Below are 22,541 nucleotides of genomic sequence, written 5' to 3'. Positions count from 1 at the left end.
AAGCACCGCATAATGCAGTGCTTTGGTCTAAAATTATGATTTTTACAGCAATTAGCTGTCTCTCTCTCAAATAATATTTAATCAAGAAAGGTTAAAAACTATTTCATAGTTGAATAATAAGCCGCTAAATTAGCCATATCCGCATCATTTAACATTGCAGCCATCGGTTGCATGACTGCTGCATTACCACCATTACGCTCTTTGTTTTTATAAGCTTTTAATGACGATTCAATATATTGAGCATTTTGCCCTTTCAGATTTGGATAACCAGGGATAACAGCAATACCATTAGCACCATGACAAGATGCACAAATCGCCGACTTTGCTTGACCTGCTGCCGCATCTCCCGCTGCAAATGTTGGTGCTGAGGCCACTAATGCGATAACTGCTAATCCAATTGTTTTTTTCATTATATTGCTCCATTTATATTTTCAGTTATTTTGACAAGTTGCTTTAAAAAGTCTATTTCAAGTCTGTTTTCTTCCAGATCAGCTCACACTCTTTTCCTGAAAAGGTTCGACAGACAAACAATCCAGCAATAGCAGCAAGCTCTTCATTATAAAAAATCATTGGTAGTCTGGTTCTTTGCCAACTCGGGATCCCATACTCTTGATACAATTTTTTCATTTTACGGCTGCGTTCTCGTGCCTCAGGGTGAGCGGTAAGGCCTAATACATTGAATCGAACTTCTATTTTTTCATCTTGGTTTGGTGCTCTTAACAATAAACTTTGTTCATCATTTTTATTGTTTAAATCCCTCTCTTCCACTCCCGTGGAAAAAATTAATCTACCAAGTGCATCCGGTAAATCTAAGGTATTACTCAGCTCTTTCTTCCAAGCCGAAAGATCTTGGTATTGAGGTAAACAATATAGGTTATCTTGAAAACGCCTTAGCTGAATAGCGCCTAACTCCAATTGTGGATTAGCATCTTCTTTGGCTTTTGCTACTTCATTCCACAATACCCATAATTGCACTTGGCTTGGTAAAGGGATAGCAAACTGCTTTAACCAAAGCCTTAATAACATATTACGAGCTAATTCTGATTCACTATTTAATTGTGAAATAGAAATCCCTTGATACGTATTTTGAAATGCCATTAATTTAGGTTGAAGTAACTCACTTAACAGGCTTTCTTGCTCTGCACATAACTGAGCACTGCGTGATACTGAAGAAGCGAAACTTGGCCAACGTTGTACCAAATTAGGAACAATCTCATGACGCAAAAAATTGCGATCAAATCGAGTATCCTTATTACTTTCGTCTTCAACCCATTTAAGTTCATTATCTTGTGCGTATTGCTCAATGTCAGATCGAGAAACCGTGAGTAATGGTCGGCACTTATAACCATTAGATAAAGGCGTAATTGAAGGCATAGAAGATAAGCCGGCAGGCCCACTGCCTCTTTTTAATGCCAGAAAAAATGTTTCAACTTGATCATCCTGATGCTGACCAGTGAGCAATAAACTATTGGCTTGCATGTACTTATCTAATACTTGATAGCGGGCTTTTCTTGCCACTTCTTCCAAGCTATCTTGAGCGGTAACGGTAAGTTGCACTCGTTCAATATAAAGATCAATAGATAAGAAATCACAATGAGCTTGGCATACTCCCTCCCAATCAAATGCATGCTGACTTAACCCATGATTTACATGAACAGCAATGCACTTCAAGTGCCTTTCGTTGGCATAAATTGAAGCAAGACGAAGTAACACCATGGAATCAATACCGCCACTTAAAGCAACAAGCAGATCTGGTTTCGATACAGGGTAAGAGTCTAATTGAGATGAGAAGCAAGAATAAAGCATAAACAAGATGTCCAGATAATAAAAAAGCGAGCACCTAGGCTCGCTTTTACTTTACTCTATCTGACCAAAATTATCAGCAGTAACCGTAGCTCATTAAGCGTTGGTAACGACGATCAAGCAATGCTTCTTCATCAAAGCTTTCAAGTTCATTTAATTGCTCAATCAAACGAGCCTTAATATTTGCAGCTGTTTCTTTATGATTACGATGAGCACCACCTAATGGTTCATCAACAATCGTATCAATAAGCTCTAGCTCTTTTAGACGAGGAGCTACAAGGCCCATCGCTTCTGCCGCTTGTGGTGCTTTATCTGAATCACGCCATAAGATTGAAGCACAACCTTCAGGAGAGATTACTGAGTAAGTAGAGTACTGAAGCATATTGACGTAATCACCTACGCCGATAGCCAATGCACCACCAGAACCACCTTCACCAACCACGTTACAGATCACTGGAACACTTAGTTCTGACATGATCTTTAGGTTCGTAGCGATCGCTTCAGATTGTCCACGCTCTTCTGCACCAACACCTGGGTAAGCACCAGCGGTATCGATGAAGGTAATGATAGGCATTTTAAAGCGCTCTGCCATTTGCATTAAACGTTTTGCTTTACGGTAGCCTTCAGGTTTTGGCATACCAAAATTACGCAGTACTTTTTCTTTTGTACCACGGCCTTTTTGATGCCCAATAATCATAACAGGACGACCATCTAAACGTGCCATACCACCAACTAAGGCTTTATCATCAGCAAAAGCACGATCACCCGCTAATTCATCAAACTCAGTAAACACGTGTTCGATATAATCAAGAACATAAGGACGCTCAGGATGACGGGCAAGTTGAGCAACTTCCCATGCTTTTAAATCGCTAAATGTTTTCTTTTTAAGCTCTAAACATTTATCTTCTAATTGCTTAATTTCTTTTTCTAGATCAAGCGTATTATCTCCACCACGACGAGAAATATCACGCAGTGCTTCAATTTTAGCTTCTAGTTCTGCAATTGGTTTTTCAAATTCAAGAAAATTTAGGCTCATCAAAGAATCCTTGTTAATTCAAGGCCGCTCAAATTAGCAGCCTTAGTTATTCTAGTTAAATTCAAGCTCGACTTGCTGTTCGCCAAGCAACGATTTCAAATCATCCATTAGTTGATCTGTTGGCGTAACTCGCCACTCTGTCCCTAAGACCAACTTAACACGAGCATCTGCTCGCTGATAATATACATTTACCGGTACAGTCCCTGCCCGATTTGGCTCTAGTATTTGACTAAAGCGCTCAAAAAAATTGTTGTTAATTTGCGCATCTGTAACAGAAACGGATAATCCACGAGCGTATTTTTCTCGTGCATCTCCTAATGACATCACTTCACGGGCAGACATTTTAAGCCCCCCGTTGAAATCATCAAAGCTGACCTGTCCAGAAACAAGCACTATTTTGTCAGTTTCTAGCAAATCTGCGTATCGATCAAGCGCATCTGAGAATAACATGACCTCCATTCGGCCCGATCTATCATCCAATGTCATTAAACCGATACGGCTGCCTCGTTTTGTGGTCATTACTCTAGCAGCAATAACTAAACCTGCAACTGTTACGGTTTGATCACGCCTAGTAACGTGAGCGTCATTCAAACGCCACGTCGTATATCGAGATAATTCTTTAATATACGCATTAACTGGATGACCCGTTAAATAGAGGCCTAATGTCTCCCTTTCCCCTTCAAGCCAGACTTTTTCAGGCCATCTAGGAACATGAATATACGCTTGCTCAACTTCTTCAGGCGCTTGGGTTAATACGCCAAACATATCTGATTGACCAAACGATTCAGCTTGATGATGTTGACCTGCTGCTTTCATTGCATCATCTAATGACGCCATTAATGCCGCACGGTGTGGACCAAGGCGATCTAACGCACCTGAGCGGATCAATTTTTCAACGACACGTTTATTGGCTTTTTTTGTATCAATTCGAGAACAAAAATCAAATAAGTCACGGAAATGACCGCCTTTATTTCGCGCCTCAATAATATTTTCAATAGGGCCTTCACCAACCCCTTTGATTGCACCGATTCCATAAACAATCGCGCCACTCTCATCAACATTAAAACGATAAAGACCCGCATTTACATCTGGTGGTAACACTTTTAGTTTCATACGGAAACATTCATCAACAAGACCAATGATCTTATCAGTGTTATCCATATCTGCGGTCATTACCGCTGCCATAAACTCAGCAGGATAATGCGTTTTTAACCATAATGTTTGATAAGAAACCAGAGCATAAGCCGCTGAGTGAGATTTGTTAAAACCGTACCCCGCAAATTTTTCTACCAAGTCGAAGATTTTCATCGACAACTCGCCATCTACCCCATTAGCAATAGCACCTTCTTTAAACGTACCACGCTGCTTTGCCATCTCTTCGGGTTTTTTCTTACCCATTGCACGACGAAGCATATCCGCTCCACCTAGCGTATAACCCGCTAAGATCTGTGCAATTTGCATTACTTGTTCTTGATATAAGATGATGCCGTAAGTTGGTTCTAGAGTCTCTTTTAATGACTCATGCTGCCAATTAACATCAGGATAAGACACCTCTTCACGACCGTGCTTTCGGTCAATAAAGTTATCTACCATGCCTGATTGCAAAGGACCTGGGCGGAATAGAGCTACCAATGCGATGATATCTTCAAAGCTGTCTGGCTGTAATCGCTTGATAAGATCTTTCATACCACGAGATTCTAACTGGAATACCGCAGTCGTTTCTGAATTTTGTAACACTTTAAATGAGGCTTGATCATCCAAAGGTATCGATTCTATGCGAACAGGAGATTTTCCCTCTTTCGCTCGTCGAGGATTCACTAACCCTAACGTCCAATCAATGATGGTTAAGGTTCGCAGACCCAAGAAGTCAAACTTAACCAAGCCAGCAGTTTCAACATCATTTTTATCAAATTGTGTTACGGGGAAATTACCATCCGCATCACAATACAACGGAGCAAAATCAGTAATCGTGGTTGGTGAAATAACAACACCACCCGCATGTTTACCAGCATTTCGGGTGCAGCCTTCTAAGATACGACACATGTCGATCAAGGCCTTAACTTCTTCATCTCCGTTATATAGCTCTGGAAGTTGAGGTTCTGCTTCAAATGCTTTAGCAAGCGTCATTCCTGGATCGGGTGGGATCAACTTAGAGAGACGGTCAACAAACCCATAAGGATGACCAAGAACACGACCTACATCACGAATTACCGCTTTTGCCGCCATGGTACCAAAGGTGATGATTTGAGATACCGCATCACGACCATACATTTCAGCAACATGCTCAATAACCTGATCACGCTTATCCATACAGAAATCGATATCGAAATCGGGCATGGATACACGTTCTGGATTCAAGAATCGCTCAAACAGGAGGTCATATTCAAGAGGGTCAAGATCGGTAATATCTAAAGCATAAGCTACTAATGACCCTGCACCTGACCCTCGTCCTGGTCCTACAGGGATCAGATTATCTTTAGACCACTGAATGAACTCCATTACGATCAAAAAGTAACCTGGGAAGCCCATTTGGTTAATTACGTCTAATTCAATCTGTAAACGCTCATCATACTCAGGGCGACGCTCTAAACGTATTTTTTCATCAGGAAACAAAAAGGCTAAACGTCTTTCTAAACCTTCTTGAGACTTCTTAACTAAGAAGTCTTCAATTGTCATGCCTTCTGTTGGAAAATTGGGAAGAAAATATTCACCAAGACGTACCGTCACATTACAACGCTTTGCAATTTCAACACTGTTTTCTAGCGCTTCTGGTATATCAGAAAACAGTTCGCACATTTCATCTTCTGAGCGTAAATACTGTTGCTCACTATAAAGTTTTGGTCTTCTAGGATCGACTAAAGTAAAGCCATCATGAATCGCAACTCGGATTTCATGAGCATCAAAATCTTCCGCTTTAATAAAACGAACATCATTGGTTGCAACAACGGGTAATCCTTCTTCTTCCGCTAACTCTACCGCTAAATGAAGATAGCTTTCTTCATCGGCACGACCCGTTCGAGTTAATTCAAGATAATAATGCTCCGGGAAATAAGTTTGGTAGAACTCAACACACTCACTTGCAAGCTCTTTATTACCTTTAAGTAAGGCTTTACCAACATCACCGGTTTTACCACCAGAAAGAAGAATTAAGCCTTCTTTATGTTCTATCAACCACTCTTTATCCATCACGGGAGTATGTTGAACATGACCTCGTAAATAAGCTTTAGATATTAATAAGGTAAGATTTTTATACCCTTCATTATTTTTCGCTAATACGGTTAAATTAAATAACTCCTTACCAAGTTCTTTTGATTGAACGGTAAAGTCAGCACCAATAATGGGTTTAACACCAGCCCCATGTGCGGCAAAATAATATTTTACCAATCCACATAAGTTAGTGAAATCAGTCAATGCCATCGCTGGCATGTTCATTTCAGCCACTTTCTTTACTAATGGTGGAACTTTAGAAAGTCCATCCACTAAAGAAAAGTCACTGTGTACTCTTAGGTGTACGAATTTAGGGTCAGACATTACTCTATTCCTAACACACGTTTTACGGGTTTAAAGCTACGACGGTGCTCTGAAATCACACCATGCTCTTCAATTGCAGCAAAATGTACCTTGGTTGGGTAACCTTTATGCTTAGCAAAGCCATATTGAGGAAATTCTTTGTCTAGAACTTCCATTTCTCTATCACGGGTAACTTTAGCAATAATGGATGCGGCACTGATCTCTTGCACTCGTAAATCACCTTTAACAACCGCTAAGCCAGCCATTGGTAAATCAGGGACTTTATTGCCATCAATTAAGGCGAAATCTGGCGTAATATTCAATCCAGCAATGGCTCTTTGCATCGCAACCATAGTGGCTTGTAAAATATTAAGTTCATCAATTTCATGCGCTTCACAACGGCCTAGTGACCATGCTAATGCTTTTTCTTGGATTTCAGGAAACAGCAAATCACGTTTTTTATCTGTTAATTTTTTAGAATCCGTTAACCCTTCAATTGGGTTATTCGGATCTAAAATAACGGCAGCAGTTACAACAGCACCGACAAGTGGACCACGGCCTACTTCATCGACCCCTGCAAACAATTGATAACCTTCAGGGTATTCAAATGGTGGTAATTCTTTAGCATCTGTTTTTTTTGTCATGTGATTATTCTGCTGTTTCTTTATTGATTAGACGTAATACGGCCTGAGCTGCTTGCTTATCCGCGTCTTTTTTAATCCACTGATGCATTTCAGTGAACTTCTCAATTAATTCATGGTTATCGCTACTTAATACTTTTTCCATTGCGGGATAAAGAAAATCTGGATGGCACTCTTCCTGAATAAACTCTTGAACTAATTCTTTTCCTGCCAATACATTAGGCAAAGAAACGAACTCAGTAATAGATAGCTTTTGAGCAATCCAACCCGTTAGTTTGTTTACTTGATAACCAACAACCATTGGTCGTTTAACTAACATACATTCTAGAGCAACGGTGCCAGAAGCAAGTAACACGGCATCAGCCGCTGTCATTACATTACGAGCGGTATCTTGAATAATAGTAAATTCTAATTCTGAAGCAGTTTCTTTCCAGATTGCTTCAAATTGTTCACGGCGTTTTTCGTTCACAGCGGCAACCACAAAACCCATTTCAGGATGCTGTTTATGAATACGTTGACAGGTTTCAATAAATGGTTTGGCAATTAAAGCCATTTCACCACCACGACTACCCGGTAAAACCGCTAACCATTGACGATCTTGCTCTAAACCTAACAACTCACGAGCCGTGACTTTATCACTCTGCATTGGAATAGCATCAGCCAATGTGTGACCAATGAATTCACACGCTACATTGTATTTATCATAAAATGCTTTTTCAAAAGGCAAAAACGCTAACACTAAATCAGTGGCAGCATCAATTTTAAAGATACGTTTTGGACGCCAAGCCCATACTGAAGGGCTCACATAATGAACTGTTTTAATGCCTTTTTCTTTTAATGTTTTCTCTAAGCGTAAGTTAAAATCTGGAGCATCAATGCCAATAAAAACATCCGGTGTATTTTGTGTAAAGTAACGCACAAGTTCCGCTTTAACTTTTAATAAACGCGGCAAACGACCGACTACTTCAACCAACCCCATTACCGCCAGTTCTTCCATATCAAATAATGACTCACAACCTTGAGCTATCATTTTTGGTCCACCGATCCCAACAAACTCAGCATCAGGATATTGCGCTTTGACTGACTTAATAAAGCCTTCACCTAACGTGTCACCTGATAGTTCGCCAGCTACAATGCCGATTCGTAATGGTTTGGTCATTTTTGCTCCAAAATAAAAAAGGCCTACATCAAGAGGCCTTTATAATATGCTTATATATTTTCTAAACGCCGTTATTAACGAATAATACCGCGCGTTGATTTCTCAAACAAATCTAAGAAGCCCTGAAGCACTGGAAATGCCTCGATTTCTTTATTTATTTCAGCTTTTGCTTCGTCTAGCGTATTACCATTACGATAAAGCGCTTTATAGGCACGACGAATCGCATGAATTTCAGGTTTCTCAAAACCACGACGCTTCAAGCCTTCGATATTGATACCAAAAGGCTTACAATGATTACCTTGTGCCATCACAAAAGGAGGTACATCTTGAACCACCACAGAAGCACCGCCAATAAAGCTATGAGCCCCAACAGTACAGAACTGGTGAACAGGAGATAACGCAGAAACAATTGCATAATCTTCAATTGTTACATGGCCAGCTAATGTCGCATTGTTACCCATAATGATGTTATCACCAACAATACAATCATGTGCAATATGAACATTTACACAAAGTAAGTTATCACTGCCAACGGTTGTTACACCACGGTCTTGAATCGTACCACGGTGAATTTGAACACTTTCACGGATAACATTACGGTCACCAATAGTAACAGTAGTTGGTTCACCACTGTACTTCTTATCTTGGCTTTCTTCACCAATAATCGCAAAAGCAAAAATACGGTTATCATTGCCAATCGTTGTGTCGCCTTTAATAACGACATGCGACATTACTTCTGTACCTTCACCAATAGTGATGTTACCAGAAATATAAGTGAATGGTCCCACAGACGCATTCGCACCAATCGTTACATTACCTTCAATAACGGCTGATGGATGAATATTAGCACTTTCATGAATCATAATTAAAACTCTCGTCTAGCACACTTAAGTTCTGCTGAACACACTACTGCGCCATCAACTTTAGCTACACCATTAAATAGTGCAATGCCACGACGGTCTTTAATGAATTCAACTTCAATAATCAATTGGTCACCTGGAACTACTGGCTTACGGAATTTTGCTTTATCGATACTTGCAAAGTAATACAATTCATTCTCGGCAGGTGCACCAAATGATTTAAATGCTAGTAAACCAGTCGCTTGAGCCATCGCTTCAAGAATTAACACACCAGGAAAAATCGGCATTTGAGGGAAATGACCTGTAAATTGAGGCTCATTAATTGACACGTTTTTAATTGCATGTAGGTATTGCTCTTCCTCGAAATCGGTTACTCGATCAATCAATAAGAAAGGGTAACGGTGAGGCAATAACTCTTGGATTTCGGTAATGTTAAGTGTTTTATTTTCACGAGTCAAAATAGTATTCCTATAAAACAATATCGTATCTGAACAACAGTGTAGCCCAAATAGAATAATAATAGATAGACAAAGGTCTGCAAAATGCAGACCAATAATTATTAAGTTTGAATGTTGGTGAACGAGTCCTAATCTACGATTTTTCTTTCAATCGCTTTTAATCGCTTATCCATGTCATTGATTTTATAAAAGCGAGCCGTAGTTCTACGCCACTCTTTATTAGTTTGTACTGGAACTCCTGATGAATATATGCCTTTCTCAGCGATACTTCTCATCACCATTCCCATTCCTGTAATGGTTACACCATCAGTAATATTGATATGGCCATTAATTACTGCACCACCACCAACAATACAGTGTTTACCCATTTTGGTACTACCTGCGATAATTGTACCACCAGCTATCGCTGTACCAGATCCGATTTGTACGTTATGCGCAATTTGAATTTGATTATCAATAATTACATTACTTTCAATAATAGTATTATCAATGGCACCACGATCAATTGTCGTATTAGCACCTATCTCAACATTATCACCAATAATCACAGAGCCTAACTGAGGAATTTTAACCCAAGTACCACGATCATTTGCATAACCAAAACCATCAGAACCAATAACTGTACCTGATTGAACTAAACACTCATTACCAATTTCAACTCGATGATAAACAGATACGTTAGCCCATAACTTGGTATTCTTACCAATTTTAGCTTCTTGCCCGATAAAACAGCCAGCGCCAATAATCGCACCATCTGCGATAACGGCTTTTGATTCAATCACCGCATTGTGACCAATAGCAACACCTTCACCAATCACAGCATCGTCAGCAATGAATGCTGACGCGGCAATGTCTTTTGCTGGTGCAGGTGTTGTATCTAACGCTTGCGCTGCTAATGCGAAACCCAAATATGGGTCTTTCATTATCAATGCGTTTGATTGGCAAAATTCCACATCTGCTTCTTTAACTATCACAGCAGTGGCTTGGCAATCACCCATTTGCTTACGATATTTAGCATCAGAAAGAAACGTAATGTCTCCTTCTCCTGCTTTACTCATCGAGGCGATAGAATGAACAACAACGTCACCATTTCCGTGGACTGTTGCACCTAGTTTTTCTGCCAATTCAGCAAGCGTAATACGTGTCATGGTGAGCCTTATTTAATTGCTTTGATAACTTTTTCTGATAGGTTGTCTTCTGGTTTTGCCCAAAGCAGTGTCGCTGCATCAACAACCATATCGTAACCTTCTTTATTTGCTACTTTTTCAACAGTTTGCTGCACTTGCATAATCAATTTCTGACGTTCTTCACCTTGACGGCGGCGGTTATCTTCATCTAATGCTTGTGCTTTCAGCTTATAATCAGACTGAAGAGATGCGATTTCACGCTCAAGTTTTGTCTGACCAGAAGCACCTAAAAGCTCACCGTCACGTTTAATCGTTTCAACTTTGCCTTTAATTTTTGACTCTAAGCTGCGTAGCTCATCAATACGATCTTTAAATTCAGCACGAAGCTTCTCTGAAATAGCTTCACGTTGCGGCATTTGCTGAACGATTTGAGCCATGTTTACATAACCAACCTTAGTTGCTGCTTCTGCTGCATTAGCAAAGAAAGAACCACTCAACAATACTGCGCCTAAAGCGGCTACTTTAACTAATTTTTTCAAAATCATATCCTTACTTAATTATTAGGGTATCAATATCAATACAATTTACATTAACACTTTTCTATTAGAGCTATCAATGCTTAGAAAGTTCGCCCGATGGTGAAACTAAAGAATTCTTCATCATCACCTTCGTAAATTTTCACAGGCTTCGCAATTGAGAATACTAGCGGCCCCATAGGAGACATCCATTGTAATGCTGCACCGTACGAAGAACGGAAGTTCGATGGATCAGAGTAATCATAGTAATATTGCTTACCGTCCATATCCGATTTTGGCTCTTTATAAGCAAATTCGGTATCCCAGACACTCGCCATGTCAAAGAACACACTGGTTCGGATCTGGTTTTGAGCTTCTTCACCAGCAAAGGGGGTTGGTACAATTAGCTCAATACTTGCTAGAGCTGTGGCGTTACCACCCACAGAGTCATCTGTCGCAGCATAAGAAGTATTATTACCTATTCCGCCATTTGATCCTTGAGCATACACAGCTTTAGGGCCTGCAGAGTTAGAGCCAAAACCACGTAAGGTTGAGAAACCACCCGCATAAAAGTTTTCATAAAATGGGTATAGGTTATCATTGCCATCCGTTTGACCGTATCCATTACCATAGCCAGCTTTACCACGCATTAATAAAGCAAACTCATGCTTTTTAGTTAATGGATAATATTGACGTACTTCATATTGTGCTTTAAAAAACTGTGAGTCAGAGTTTGGAGTGGTAATCTTATACGACGCTCGTTGGTAGTTACCCGCTGTTGGGAAATACCCTTTATTCAGGTTATTACGAGTCCATGAAAGAGTAAGATCAAAATCACTTACAATAAGAGTCCCTTTATCATCATAAGCATCACCAACTGAATTCAAGTATTGCTCAATTTGAAGATAACCTTCTAAATTTGAAATTTTATTATGCGTATAACCAATACCAGCTTCAAAGAAATTAAGCTCATCAAATGGGAAACCCCAAGTTAAGTTTGCACCGTAACTTTGGTTGGTATAATCAACAATACCTGCATCAGACGCTTCAAATTCATTATAGAAAATCTTACCACCTAAACTGACACCATCAAGGTTCCAGTAAGGGTCGCGATAATCTAAACTAATGTTCTTTTGGTAATCGTTCATCATTGCGTTGATACCTACACGGTTACCTGAACCAATGAAGTTATCTTGCTGAAGACCAACCTGGAAGCTTATACCTGATTCTGTACCATAGCCGACACCAAAGTTAACACTGCCTGAGTTGGCTTCTTTTACAGAATAAACCAAATCAACCTGATCATCAGTTCCTGGAACTCGAACGGTTTGTACATCTACTGTTTCAAAGAAACCCAAACGGTTTAGACGATTCTTACCCGTTTCAATAGATTTAGAGTTCAACCATGCACTTTCCATTTGACGCATTTCACGGCGCAATACTTCATCTTTAGTTGATGTATTACCAACAAATTTAATATCACGCACGTACATACGGTTTCCCGCTTCAACGTTAATGACTAATGATACCGTTTGGTTTTCATCATCAAACTCTGGCATGGTACGCACTTGAGGGTATGCATAACCTGCCTCACCTAAAATACGTTTTACATTTTCTTCTAAACGCGTTACTGCGGAGCCGTTATATACATCGCCCTCTTCAAAAGTAACTTGTTTTTCAAACTCTTCTTTTTTGCCAATCAACTCACCTTGGAATTTAACACCATTTACCGTATAAGGATTACCCTCTTTTACAGTTAAGGCAATGTAAACCCCTTTCTTATCTGGAGAGATAGATACTTGAGTTGAATCAACTTGAAATTTTAGGTAACCACGATCTAAATAATATGAACGTAGTGCTTCAATATCACCAGCTAATACTTGTTTCTGGTACTTTTCATCTGCTAAAAAGTTCCACCACGCTACATCTACATTTAAATTAAAGCGATCACGCAGTTGGTCATCAGTAAATACGTTATTACCAATAAAGTTAATTTGTTGAATTTTAGCTGAAACACCTTCAGTAAAGACAAACTTTAAATCCGCACGGTTACGAGGAAGTGGAGTAACAACGGCATGTACAGTGGCGTTATATTTACCGACACTGTAATAGAAATCTTCCAGTCCTTTCTCAATATTACTTAATGTCGTTCTATCTAAAGCTTCACCAATACGAATAGAAGAAGCTTCTAAATTTTGCTGCATCTGCTCTTCTTTAATGGCTTTGTTACCAGAAAAAGAGATATTTGCAATCGTTGGACGCTCCGTCACTCGAATAAGTAATGCATTACCATCACGAAAAACCTTTACGTCTTCAAAATTACCAGAAGCAAATAATGCTTGAATAACTTTCGAGACGTCTTGTTGGCTCATACTATCGCCAATTCGAATCGGTGTTTTTAATAACGCTGCACCTAAGGCAACACGCTGTAATCCTTCAAAGCGTATATCATCAATAACGAATGTTTCTGCGCTCTGTGCTGCTACGCTGCCAAAAAGCAGTGAAGCAATCAACAATTTTTTCATCGCCATAATATGTCTAATAATTCCCTTGCTACTACTTAAAGGCGCATAAAGTCGTTAAATAAAGCGACAGCCATTAATGACATGATCATTGCTGTTCCTACTTTATAACCAATTTCTTGAATCTTTTCCGATACTGGCTTACGCGTAATCCCTTCTATTGCAAAAAAGAGTAAATGCCCGCCGTCCAGAACCGGAAGAGGTAATAAGTTAATAATGCCTAAATTAACACTAATTAACGCTAAAAATCCTAAAAATGACACAAGGCCATATTCTGCTGTCGCCCCAGCTCCCTTCGCAATCGAAATGGGGCCACTTAAATTATTTAAAGCGACATCACCTGTGAACAATTTTTTTGTCATGGTAAGCGTTAAGTCAATAATATTGCCTGTTTTTTCGATTGCTTTGCCAAGTGCAACCACTGGTCCATATTGTTTTTCATAACGATAGCCTTCTGGCCACGCTTCATAAATCGGTGACACACCAGCAAAACCAATAATTTTTCCATTAGCTATCTCTTTACTATCAGGAGTCAAGGATACGCTTACCTTCATTCCATCACGAAGTACAACTAACGCTACTGCCTGATTTGGATTTGCTTGAATAGCATCTACAACTTCTTGCCACTCTGTTAACACTTTACCATTGATCGAATACAACCGATCATTAACCATAATACCTGCATTGTCGGCTGCACTGCTGGCACCAACATTCGCTACATCCAACGTAAGCGCAGGGCGATAAGGAACAAAGCCAAGTGATAACATTGGAGAATCTTTTTCAGGATCAAAGGCCCAATCTTTTAAATCAAGACGCTTTGTTACATCGACACCAATATTTTCGTTATCGCTATAAGTTACACTCATTGTTTCATCACCGATATGAGAAACAATCGCCATATTTACAGCTTCCCAATCGGAAGTTTTGATTCCAGAAATAGATTTTAGTTCCACTCCTGATTCAATTCCTGCTTGAGAAAAAATTGAATTACTTTCTACATGACCAACGACAGGTTTAAGAGCAGTGACACCAATCATGAATGCTAACCAACAAGCCACAACAGCAAATAGAAAATTAGCAATTGGACCAGCGGCAACAATGGCACTTCTCTGCCATAAAGGACGGTTATTGAATGCGTGCTTTTTTAACTCTTCAGGCACATCATCAACACGTTCATCCAGCATCTTCACATAACCGCCAAGAGGGATCATTGAAATACTGTATTCAGTGCCATCTTTGCCTGTTTTACTCCAAAGCGATTTACCGAAACCGATTGAAAACTTCTCAACAATTACACCACAACGGCGCGCAACCCAAAAGTGGCCGTATTCATGCACAGCAACTAAAATGCCTAGTGCAATAATAAATGATGATAAATTCCATAGAAGTTCTGACATAGTTAAACCTTTTTAATTGCCTCATCGGCATAATGACGCGCCATTCTATCTAGGTCAATCAGGCTTTCCAAGCTATCTAGCTCAAGGTTTTGGAAGTTTGCACATACTTTGTTCAAAACCAGCTCATTAATTCGAGCGATATCGGTAAATTTAATTTCACCGTTCAAAAAAGCAGCTACAGACTGTTCATTTGCTGCATTTAAACCTGTTGTTGCATGTTGGCCTAAATAACAAGCATCAATGGCCAATTTTAAACATGGGTAACGAGAAAAGTCAGGCGATATAAAGCTAAATTCACCTACTTTAGTAAAGTCTAAAGGTTCTACCCCTGCATTAATTCGCTGAGGATATGACATCGTGCAGGCGATTGGTGTTCTCATATCAGGCAGTCCCATCTGAGCTAACACAGAACCATCCTTATATTGCACCATAGAATGAATGACAGATTGCGGATGAATCACTACTTTTAATTGATCTTTGTTTGCATTAAACAACCAACGAGCTTCAATATATTCCAACCCTTTATTCATCATCGTCGCTGAATCAACAGAAATTTTAGGGCCCATTGACCAGTTGGGGTGTGCAATGGCCATTTCAGGTGTTACAGCATCAAGCTCTGACACATCGGTATAGCGAAAAGGACCACCAGAACCAGTCAATAAAATAGCACTTATGCCATTTTTATCTAAATCACATCGGCCTAAATTGGTTTGAATATGCTCTGGAAGGCATTGGAAAATAGCATTATGCTCGCTATCTACAGGAAGTAACTCTGCACCATACTTTTCGACGGCATCAATAAATAATTGACCAGACATTACTAGTGCTTCTTTATTGGCAAGTAAAATACGTTTCCCTGCTTTTACAGCAGACATAGTTGGCAGTAGACCTGCTGCGCCAACAATAGCTGCCATGACGGTATCAACATCATCAAGCTGAGCTATATGACACAATCCTTCTTCACCAGAAAAAACCTCGATATTAAGGCTATGCTCTTTTAATTTAATCACTAACGTATTTGCAGCGTCAGCACTTGCCATAGCAACATATTTAGGCTGCCATTCACAACAAAGCTCCAGCATCTTTTCAACGTTACTTCCTGCACCCAATGCAACAACATCAAATTTATCGGCGTTTTGTTTTGCGACTGAAAGTGTACTACTACCAATAGAGCCAGTAGCACCTAAAATGGTTAACTTGCGCATAATGAATGACCACAGTGAAAATTGAATAGAAAAACGGTAGATTATAATATCTACCGTATAAATTTAATTTATTTAACCCTTAAAAATAGAAGAGAAAAATAACTATAGAAAGTACAAGAAGGCAAATACTGGGAATGCGGCAGTTAAACTATCAATACGATCTAAGATACCACCATGACCAGGAATTATAGTTCCGCTATCTTTAATACCAGATGCTCGTTTAAACATACTTTCAACAAGATCACCGAGTACTGAAATAATAATAGTTGCTATAAAAATACCGAGCATAGCTGCTGTACTTTCAAATCGAATATCAAAGGCATCAGCTGCTACCCATCCAACAATAATCGCAGTAATTATCCCACCAATAAGTCCTTCAATGGTTTTATTTGGGCTCACTGCAGGTGACATTTTACGCTTACCAAAAGATTTACCCGCAAAATAAGCGCCGCTGTCTGCTGCCCATACTAATAGACAAACCAATAACACTAGCTTAGCGCCATAAAAACTGTCTAAGACGTAACTGTCAGCACGCAGTAATAAAATACTCCATAAAAATGGGATCATGGTTAGCCAACCAAAAAGGTGTTTTAAAGGTAGGTTGTTTTGCCACAGGTGTTTACTGGTTGGAAAAGTCAGTACTAAGCCTGATGCTATTAACCACCATATAGAGCCAACCAACAATATCATTTGATGACCGTCACTTGGGGTAGTCAAGTCTAACGTAGCTGTTGGTAATAAAAATAGAGAAGCAGCAAGGGCCGCAACTGAAGGAATTAAAGCAATATATCGAGATTTTGACTCTGTAAATTGAGTCCATTCCCAAAAGCCGATAAGAGTAATAGCAGCAATAGCAATTAAGAAACCTTGCATTGGTAACATGAAAATACCAGCAATAACTAGAGGTGCTAAAATAAGAGCGGTTATAATACGCTGTTTCAAACTTTATTGATCCTTTTCGTTCATTAGAGCTTGGATTTGCTCACCTGTACAACCAAATCGTCTTTCTCGACTAACGAACCAAGCGATAGCATCAGCTAAGCTTTGTTCATTAAAGTCAGGCCAATATTGGTCAGTGAAATAGAACTCAGCATAGGCCATTTGCCATAGCATAAAATTGCTAATTCGGCACTCACCACTGGTTCGTATCATCAAATCCACATCAGGCAAATCTGACATTGTCAGCTTAGAAGCTATCATTGCTTCATCTATATTATTTGCCTGTAAATTACCTTGCTCTACTTGATAGGCAAGACGTTGCACCGCTTGAGTAATATCCCACTTGCCGCCGTAATTGGCTGCAACATTTAACACAAGTCCTGAGTTTCCACAGGTTAATGCTTCTGCATCCATTATCTTCTTTTGAAGACGAGTACTAAATTGAGAAGTATCACCGACTACACGTAACTGAATATTATTTTTATGAAGACGTTTTACTTCACGGGAAAGAACCGTAATAAACAGTTCCATAAGTACACTAACTTCTTCTTCAGGCCGACGCCAATTTTCACTGCTAAACGCAAAAAGAGTGATAGCATTGATGCCCAATTTACTCGCTGCTGATATGGTTTTTCTCACCGCATCAACACCGGCTTTATGACCAAATACACGAGGTTTACCTTGAGCCTTAGCCCAACGCCCATTACCATCCATAATTACCGCAATATGCTTGGGTAACACTTTAAGTGATAATAACTCGCTATTAGTTTGATTGGTCATATAACTCCCTTAAAAATAAAAGCGCTAATGTCTGCACACAGCGCTTCTTATTGCGTTCATCACCGATATCATATCATTATTTATATGAAAAAATCAGTCCGAACAGTGAGCAAAAAAAGTAAAATTATACTTCCATTAACTCTTTTTCTTTCACTGCAAGTACTTCATCAATACTTTTCACTGCAGCGTCAGTTAATTTTTGGATTTCATCCTGTGCTCTGCGATCGTCATCTTCAGAGATTTCTTTCTCTTTTAGAAGTGCTTTAACATCACCATTTGCATCACGACGAATGTTACGTACAGCAACACGACCGTTTTCAGCTTCACCACGTACGATTTTAACAAGGTCTTTACGACGCTCTTCTGTTAACGGTGGAAGTGGTACACGTATAACTGTACCAGCTGACATCGGATTTAAACCAAGATCTGACATCATGATTGCTTTCTCAACAAGGCCAGCAAGCTCTTTGTCAAAAACAGTAATAGCAAGAGTACGAGAATCTTCAGCAATGATGTTTGCTACTTGATTAATTGGTGTTCTTGCACCGTAGTACTCAACAGAAAGACCGGCTAGAAGACTTGGGTGAGCACGACCTGTACGAATTTTTAGCAGGCTGTTTCTCAGTGCTTCTACGCTTTTTCCCATGCGCTCTTGAGCGTCTTTTTTGATTTCGTTAATCACAACTTCACCTTAATTGTTATTTTATTCCGGACTATTTACTCAGCGCTGCTGATTAAAGTACCTTCAGCCTCACCCATAACTACGCGACGTAATGCACCAGGTTTGTTCATATTGAACACACGAATTGGCATTTTATGATCACGAGCAAGAGTGAATGCTGCTAAGTCCATAACTTTTAATTCTTTTTCAAGAACTGTGTTGTAATCCAGTTTATCATACAATTCTGCATCTGGGTTAGATACTGGGTCAGCTGTAAACACACCCTCTACTTTTGTTGCTTTTAAAACAACATCAGCTTCAATTTCGATACCACGTAAACACGCAGCAGAATCTGTCGTAAAGAATGGGTTACCAGTACCAGCAGAGAAAATTACTACTCGGCCTTGACGAAGTTGAGCGATAGCATCAGCCCAATTGTAATCGTCACATACACCTTTAAGAGGAATTGCTGACATTACACGTGCATTAACGTAAGCACGGTGAAGCGCATCACGCATTGCAAGGCCATTCATTACTGTTGCTAGCATACCCATATGGTCACCAACTACACGGTTCATGCCTGCTTCTGCAAGACCTGCACCACGGAAAAGGTTACCACCGCCGATAACAACACCAACTTGAACACCTAGTTCAATAAGTTCTTTTATTTCTTGAGCCATACGCTCAAGCGTTGCAGGGTCGATACCAAAACCCTCTTCGCCTTGAAGTGCTTCACCACTAAGTTTCAATAGAATACGTTGATATACTGGTTTCGGGTTCGTCGTCATGGTTCTTACCTTTTCACTAAGAGTTGTCGAAATAACTGTCGCCATTTTAAATTAAATACTTTCTATAACAGAAAATGGACACAACTATCGCAAATAATAATCTTATACTTACTCAGACTTATTTTGATTAGTGTTTATGTAGGTACTAGCTCTAATTCAAAAGTTTTCTCCGCATTCACAAAAAGACCGCAGCAAGGCCACGGTCTTTTTTATCAACAATACAAAAGGATTAACCTTTTTGTACCGCGGCTACTTCGTCTGCAAAGCTCATTTCAGCTACTTTCTCGATACCTTCACCAACTTCTAAACGAACGAAGGTAGATACTGATGCGCCTTTTTCTTTAAGAATGTCAGCAACAGTTTTCTTAGGTTCCATGATGAAAGCTTGACCTGTTAGAGAAACTTCGCCCGTGAATTTCTTCATACGGCCGATAACCATTTTCTCAGCGATTTCTTGAGGCTTGCCTTCGTTCATAGCGATTTCAACTTGAACAGCTTTTTCTTTTTCTACTACTTCAGCAGGTACGTCAGATGGGTTAACGTACTCAGGCTTAGAAGCAGCAACGTGCATAGCGATGTGCTTAAGTGTTTCAGCTTCGCCTTCACCAGCAACAACAACACCGATTTTCTCGCCGTGACGGTAAGAAGCTAGTGCAACACCTTCAACAAGTTGAACGCGACGGATGCTGATGTTTTCGCCAATTTTAGTAACTAGAGCGATACGAGTATCTTCAAACTTAGCTTGAAGAGCCACGATGTCTTCTAGACGCTCTGTTAAAGCAGCTTCTGCAACTTCGTTAGCAAATGCTAGGAAACCAGCATCTTTAGCTACGAAGTCAGTTTGACAGTTAACTTCAAGAAGAACGGCAACGCCAGCTTCTTCTTTAATGATGATTGTGCCTTCAGCAGCGATGTTGCCTGCTTTTTTAGCCGCTTTTGCTGCGCCAGATTTACGCATGTTTTCAATTGCTAATTCGATGTCGCCTTCAGCTTCAACAAGCGCTTTTTTACATTCCATCATGCCAGCAGCAGTGCGTTCACGAAGTTCTTTAACTAGAGCAGCAGTTACAGTTGCCATTCTCAATTCCTCAATATAAATAGATTTAAAGTTAAAAATCAGGGGCCAAATTGGGCCCCTGCTAACTATATTTAGTTTACTACGAAACTAAAAGACTCACTAGGAGCAAATAATAATTCGACGAGTCGAAAATTACTCAGCTTCTACGAAACCGTCTTTTTCAGCTACAGCAGCTGCAACGTCTTGGTTACGACCAGACTTTACAGAATCAGCAGCAGCGTTCAGGTAAAGTTGGATAGCGCGGATTGCGTCATCGTTACCTGGGATAATGTAGTCAACGCCATCTGGGTTTGAGTTAGTATCAACAACAGCAAATACTGGGATACCTAGGTTGTTTGCTTCTTTAACTGCAATGTGCTCGTGATCAGCATCGATAACAAATAACGCGTCAGGAAGACCGTTCATGTTTTTGATACCGCCTAGAGATTTCTCTAGTTTTTCCATGCTACGCGTACGCATTAGCGCTTCTTTCTTAGTGATTTGCTCGAAAGTACCGTCTTGAGCTTGCACTTCGAATTCTTTTAAACGTTTGATAGACTGGCGAACAGTTTTAAAGTTAGTAAGCATGCCGCCTAACCAACGGTTGTTCACGTAGTACTGGTCACTGTTGATTGCAGCTTCTTTAACAGCTTCAGATGCAGCGCGCTTAGTACCAACGAAAAGAACTTTACCTTTTTTGTTGCCGATTTTAGCAAGTTCAGCTAAAGCTTCGTTGAACATTGGTACAGTTTTTTCTAAGTTGATGATATGAACTTTGTTACGAGCACCAAAGATGAATGGCTTCATTTTTGGGTTCCAGTAACGAGTTTGGTGACCGAAGTGAACACCAGCTTTAAGCATATCGCGCATTGATACAGTTGCCATTTGAGAATTCCTCTATTAAATGGGGTTAAGCCTCCACATACCCCGCTTGTAATCCGACCCTAACTGAGTGATAAAAATCAAAAAGTTGAGCACCCCGGACAGCGTGACGGTATGTGTGTGATTTAAGATTAAAGTATAGTTGGTATTGAGAATAACAAAATTATTCATCAATCCGGCGCGCTTTATACCATAAAAATGCCGTTAAAATCTACTATTTTCAAAAAAATCATTTCTAAAAGTTCCAAATTTTGAATTATTTTTCATATTGAAAGATAAACACAGCCTAGGTAAACTAAGAACAATTATCGTTTAACCAGAACGATTTATTTTTAGATAGAGAAAAGCCCATGTCAGTAAATATTAAAAACGCCGATGAAATTGAAAAAATGCGCATAGCCGGTCAACTAGCCGCAGAAGTACTCGAAATGATTGAACCTTATGTGAAAGCAGGAGTAACAACAGAGGAACTTGACCAAATTTGTCATAAGCATATTACTGAAGTTCAGGGCGCAATCCCTGCCCCATTGAACTACCATGGTTTCCCTAAATCTATTTGTACTTCAATTAACCATATTGTTTGTCACGGTATACCTGCAACACAAGATGAACAATACAATGGTTTTACTAAACCAGCAGTCCTAAAAGACGGCGATATTCTTAATATCGACATCACAGTAATCAAAGATGGTTACCACGGCGACACTTCTAAGATGTTTTTAATTGGTGAAGTTAGCGCAACAGATAAACGCCTGTGCTTAATTGCACAAGAAAGTTTGTATGTCGGTATGCGTAAAGTAAAACCAGGCGTGAAACTGGGTGAAATTGGTACTGCTATTCAAAAATACATCAAGGGCACAACACCAAAATGCTCTATCGTTCGTGATTACTGTGGCCACGGCATTGGCGCTAAATTTCACGAAGACCCACAAGTAGTTCATTATAAAAACAATGATCGTACTGTATTAAAAGCCGGCATGACATTTACTATTGAGCCAATGATCAACTTAGGTAAATTTGGCTGTCTACAGGATGATAATGACGGTTGGACGGTTTATACCGGTGACGGTAAGAATACCGCACAATGGGAACATACCATTTTGGTAACGGAAACTGGCTGTGAAGTGTTAACACTACGTGCCGAAGAAAGTATTCCGCGCCATATGAATAACAAATAATATTAAAAACAGAAGGCTTCGGT

General features: G+C 39.7%; 20 protein-coding genes. 1 reads left to right on the top strand and 19 read right to left on the bottom strand.

Annotated elements, in window-relative coordinates; genetic code table 11:
• Positions 1–98: 98 nt before the first annotated feature.
• The 19 genes from ACU5DF_RS22080 to rpsB all read right to left on the bottom strand — a co-directional run bounded on the left by ACU5DF_RS22080 (position 99) and on the right by rpsB (position 21,343).
• Positions 99–410, bottom strand: a complete 312-nt coding sequence (locus ACU5DF_RS22080) for a c-type cytochrome (RefSeq protein WP_045102716.1) — start codon at positions 408–410, stop codon at positions 99–101.
• A gap of 52 nt (positions 411–462) precedes the next feature.
• On the bottom strand, positions 463–1,806 hold the full coding sequence (gene tilS / locus ACU5DF_RS22075) for a tRNA lysidine(34) synthetase TilS (RefSeq protein WP_446714189.1): 1,344 nt from the start codon (positions 1,804–1,806) through the stop codon (positions 463–465).
• Between the two features lie 73 nt (positions 1,807–1,879).
• On the bottom strand, positions 1,880–2,839 hold the full coding sequence (accA, locus tag ACU5DF_RS22070) for an acetyl-CoA carboxylase carboxyl transferase subunit alpha (RefSeq protein ID WP_045102718.1): 960 nt from the start codon (positions 2,837–2,839) through the stop codon (positions 1,880–1,882).
• Positions 2,840–2,890: 51 nt separating this feature from the next.
• On the bottom strand, positions 2,891–6,370 hold the full coding sequence (dnaE, locus tag ACU5DF_RS22065) for a DNA polymerase III subunit alpha (RefSeq protein WP_446714188.1): 3,480 nt from the start codon (positions 6,368–6,370) through the stop codon (positions 2,891–2,893).
• A complete protein-coding gene (gene rnhB, locus ACU5DF_RS22060) occupies positions 6,370–6,993 on the bottom strand; it encodes a ribonuclease HII (protein WP_446714187.1) in 624 nt (207 codons plus the stop codon). Before rnhB ends, dnaE begins: the two co-directional genes overlap by 1 nt.
• Before the next feature lie 4 nt (positions 6,994–6,997).
• Complete coding sequence (lpxB, locus tag ACU5DF_RS22055; protein WP_446714186.1) at positions 6,998–8,149, bottom strand: lipid-A-disaccharide synthase; 1,152 nt, start codon at positions 8,147–8,149, stop codon at positions 6,998–7,000.
• Between the two features lie 74 nt (positions 8,150–8,223).
• Positions 8,224–9,012, bottom strand: a complete 789-nt coding sequence (gene lpxA / locus ACU5DF_RS22050) for an acyl-ACP--UDP-N-acetylglucosamine O-acyltransferase (protein ID WP_446714185.1) — start codon at positions 9,010–9,012, stop codon at positions 8,224–8,226.
• A 2-nt stretch (positions 9,013–9,014) separates the two neighbouring features.
• Complete coding sequence (fabZ, locus tag ACU5DF_RS22045; protein WP_045102723.1) at positions 9,015–9,467, bottom strand: 3-hydroxyacyl-ACP dehydratase FabZ; 453 nt, start codon at positions 9,465–9,467, stop codon at positions 9,015–9,017.
• A gap of 128 nt (positions 9,468–9,595) precedes the next feature.
• Positions 9,596–10,615, bottom strand: a complete 1,020-nt coding sequence (lpxD, locus tag ACU5DF_RS22040; RefSeq protein WP_045102724.1) for a UDP-3-O-(3-hydroxymyristoyl)glucosamine N-acyltransferase — start codon at positions 10,613–10,615, stop codon at positions 9,596–9,598.
• A gap of 8 nt (positions 10,616–10,623) precedes the next feature.
• Entirely contained in the window at positions 10,624–11,139 is a 516-nt protein-coding gene (locus tag ACU5DF_RS22035; protein ID WP_045102725.1) for an OmpH family outer membrane protein, read from the bottom strand.
• Positions 11,140–11,213: 74 nt separating this feature from the next.
• Positions 11,214–13,640: an outer membrane protein assembly factor BamA gene (gene bamA / locus ACU5DF_RS22030; RefSeq protein ID WP_045102726.1), complete on the bottom strand. Its 2,427-nt coding sequence runs from the start codon at positions 13,638–13,640 to the stop codon at positions 11,214–11,216.
• Between the two features lie 29 nt (positions 13,641–13,669).
• Positions 13,670–15,028: a sigma E protease regulator RseP gene (gene rseP / locus ACU5DF_RS22025; RefSeq protein WP_446714184.1), complete on the bottom strand. Its 1,359-nt coding sequence runs from the start codon at positions 15,026–15,028 to the stop codon at positions 13,670–13,672.
• A gap of 2 nt (positions 15,029–15,030) precedes the next feature.
• Positions 15,031–16,233 carry a 1-deoxy-D-xylulose-5-phosphate reductoisomerase gene (gene ispC, locus ACU5DF_RS22020; protein ID WP_446714183.1) on the bottom strand — a complete coding sequence of 401 codons (1,203 nt, stop codon included), beginning with the start codon at positions 16,231–16,233 and terminating at the stop codon, positions 15,031–15,033.
• Between the two features lie 102 nt (positions 16,234–16,335).
• Complete coding sequence (locus ACU5DF_RS22015; RefSeq protein WP_446714182.1) at positions 16,336–17,175, bottom strand: phosphatidate cytidylyltransferase; 840 nt, start codon at positions 17,173–17,175, stop codon at positions 16,336–16,338.
• Positions 17,176–17,178: 3 nt separating this feature from the next.
• Entirely contained in the window at positions 17,179–17,952 is a 774-nt protein-coding gene (gene uppS / locus ACU5DF_RS22010; protein WP_446714181.1) for an undecaprenyl pyrophosphate synthase, read from the bottom strand.
• Positions 17,953–18,076: 124 nt separating this feature from the next.
• Entirely contained in the window at positions 18,077–18,634 is a 558-nt protein-coding gene (gene frr / locus ACU5DF_RS22005; protein WP_446714180.1) for a ribosome recycling factor, read from the bottom strand.
• Between the two features lie 35 nt (positions 18,635–18,669).
• A complete protein-coding gene (gene pyrH, locus ACU5DF_RS22000; protein WP_045102732.1) occupies positions 18,670–19,401 on the bottom strand; it encodes a UMP kinase in 732 nt (243 codons plus the stop codon).
• A 229-nt stretch (positions 19,402–19,630) separates the two neighbouring features.
• Positions 19,631–20,479 (bottom strand): translation elongation factor Ts, encoded by an 849-nt coding sequence (tsf, locus tag ACU5DF_RS21995; protein ID WP_446714179.1) that lies wholly within the window; start codon positions 20,477–20,479, stop codon positions 19,631–19,633.
• Between the two features lie 132 nt (positions 20,480–20,611).
• Positions 20,612–21,343: a 30S ribosomal protein S2 gene (rpsB, locus tag ACU5DF_RS21990; protein WP_446714178.1), complete on the bottom strand. Its 732-nt coding sequence runs from the start codon at positions 21,341–21,343 to the stop codon at positions 20,612–20,614.
• Between the two features lie 347 nt (positions 21,344–21,690).
• Between rpsB and map the strand changes: the two genes are divergently transcribed.
• Positions 21,691–22,518 (top strand): type I methionyl aminopeptidase, encoded by an 828-nt coding sequence (gene map, locus ACU5DF_RS21985; protein ID WP_446714177.1) that lies wholly within the window; start codon positions 21,691–21,693, stop codon positions 22,516–22,518.
• Positions 22,519–22,541 lie beyond the last annotated feature (23 nt).

The sequence above is a fragment of the Aliivibrio wodanis genome, from assembly GCF_052920805.1.
Note: the sequence above shows the minus strand (reverse complement) of the source record. Positions and strands in the feature narration are given on the sequence as shown.

Bases quoted from the DNA above. Each gene is read 5' to 3' on its own strand.
- ACU5DF_RS22080 (WP_045102716.1), bottom strand. From the start codon at position 410: ATGAAAAAAACAATTGGATTAGCAGTTATCGCATTAGTGGCCTCAGCA.
- tilS (WP_446714189.1), bottom strand. From the start codon at position 1,806: ATGCTTTATTCTTGCTTCTCATCTCAATTAGACTCTTACCCTGTATCG.
- accA (WP_045102718.1), bottom strand. From the start codon at position 2,839: ATGAGCCTAAATTTTCTTGAATTTGAAAAACCAATTGCAGAACTAGAA.
- dnaE (WP_446714188.1), bottom strand. From the start codon at position 6,370: ATGTCTGACCCTAAATTCGTACACCTAAGAGTACACAGTGACTTTTCT.
- rnhB (WP_446714187.1), bottom strand. From the start codon at position 6,993: ATGACAAAAAAAACAGATGCTAAAGAATTACCACCATTTGAATACCCT.
- lpxB (WP_446714186.1), bottom strand. From the start codon at position 8,149: ATGACCAAACCATTACGAATCGGCATTGTAGCTGGCGAACTATCAGGT.
- lpxA (WP_446714185.1), bottom strand. From the start codon at position 9,012: ATGATTCATGAAAGTGCTAATATTCATCCATCAGCCGTTATTGAAGGT.
- lpxD (WP_045102724.1), bottom strand. From the start codon at position 10,615: ATGACACGTATTACGCTTGCTGAATTGGCAGAAAAACTAGGTGCAACA.
- ACU5DF_RS22035 (WP_045102725.1), bottom strand. From the start codon at position 11,139: ATGATTTTGAAAAAATTAGTTAAAGTAGCCGCTTTAGGCGCAGTATTG.
- bamA (WP_045102726.1), bottom strand. From the start codon at position 13,640: ATGGCGATGAAAAAATTGTTGATTGCTTCACTGCTTTTTGGCAGCGTA.
- rseP (WP_446714184.1), bottom strand. From the start codon at position 15,028: ATGTCAGAACTTCTATGGAATTTATCATCATTTATTATTGCACTAGGC.
- ispC (WP_446714183.1), bottom strand. From the start codon at position 16,233: ATGCGCAAGTTAACCATTTTAGGTGCTACTGGCTCTATTGGTAGTAGT.
- uppS (WP_446714181.1), bottom strand. From the start codon at position 17,952: ATGACCAATCAAACTAATAGCGAGTTATTATCACTTAAAGTGTTACCC.
- pyrH (WP_045102732.1), bottom strand. From the start codon at position 19,401: ATGACGACGAACCCGAAACCAGTATATCAACGTATTCTATTGAAACTT.
- tsf (WP_446714179.1), bottom strand. From the start codon at position 20,479: ATGGCAACTGTAACTGCTGCTCTAGTTAAAGAACTTCGTGAACGCACT.
- rpsB (WP_446714178.1), bottom strand. From the start codon at position 21,343: ATGGCAACTGTATCAATGCGCGATATGCTTAAAGCTGGTGTTCACTTC.
- map (WP_446714177.1), top strand. From the start codon at position 21,691: ATGTCAGTAAATATTAAAAACGCCGATGAAATTGAAAAAATGCGCATA.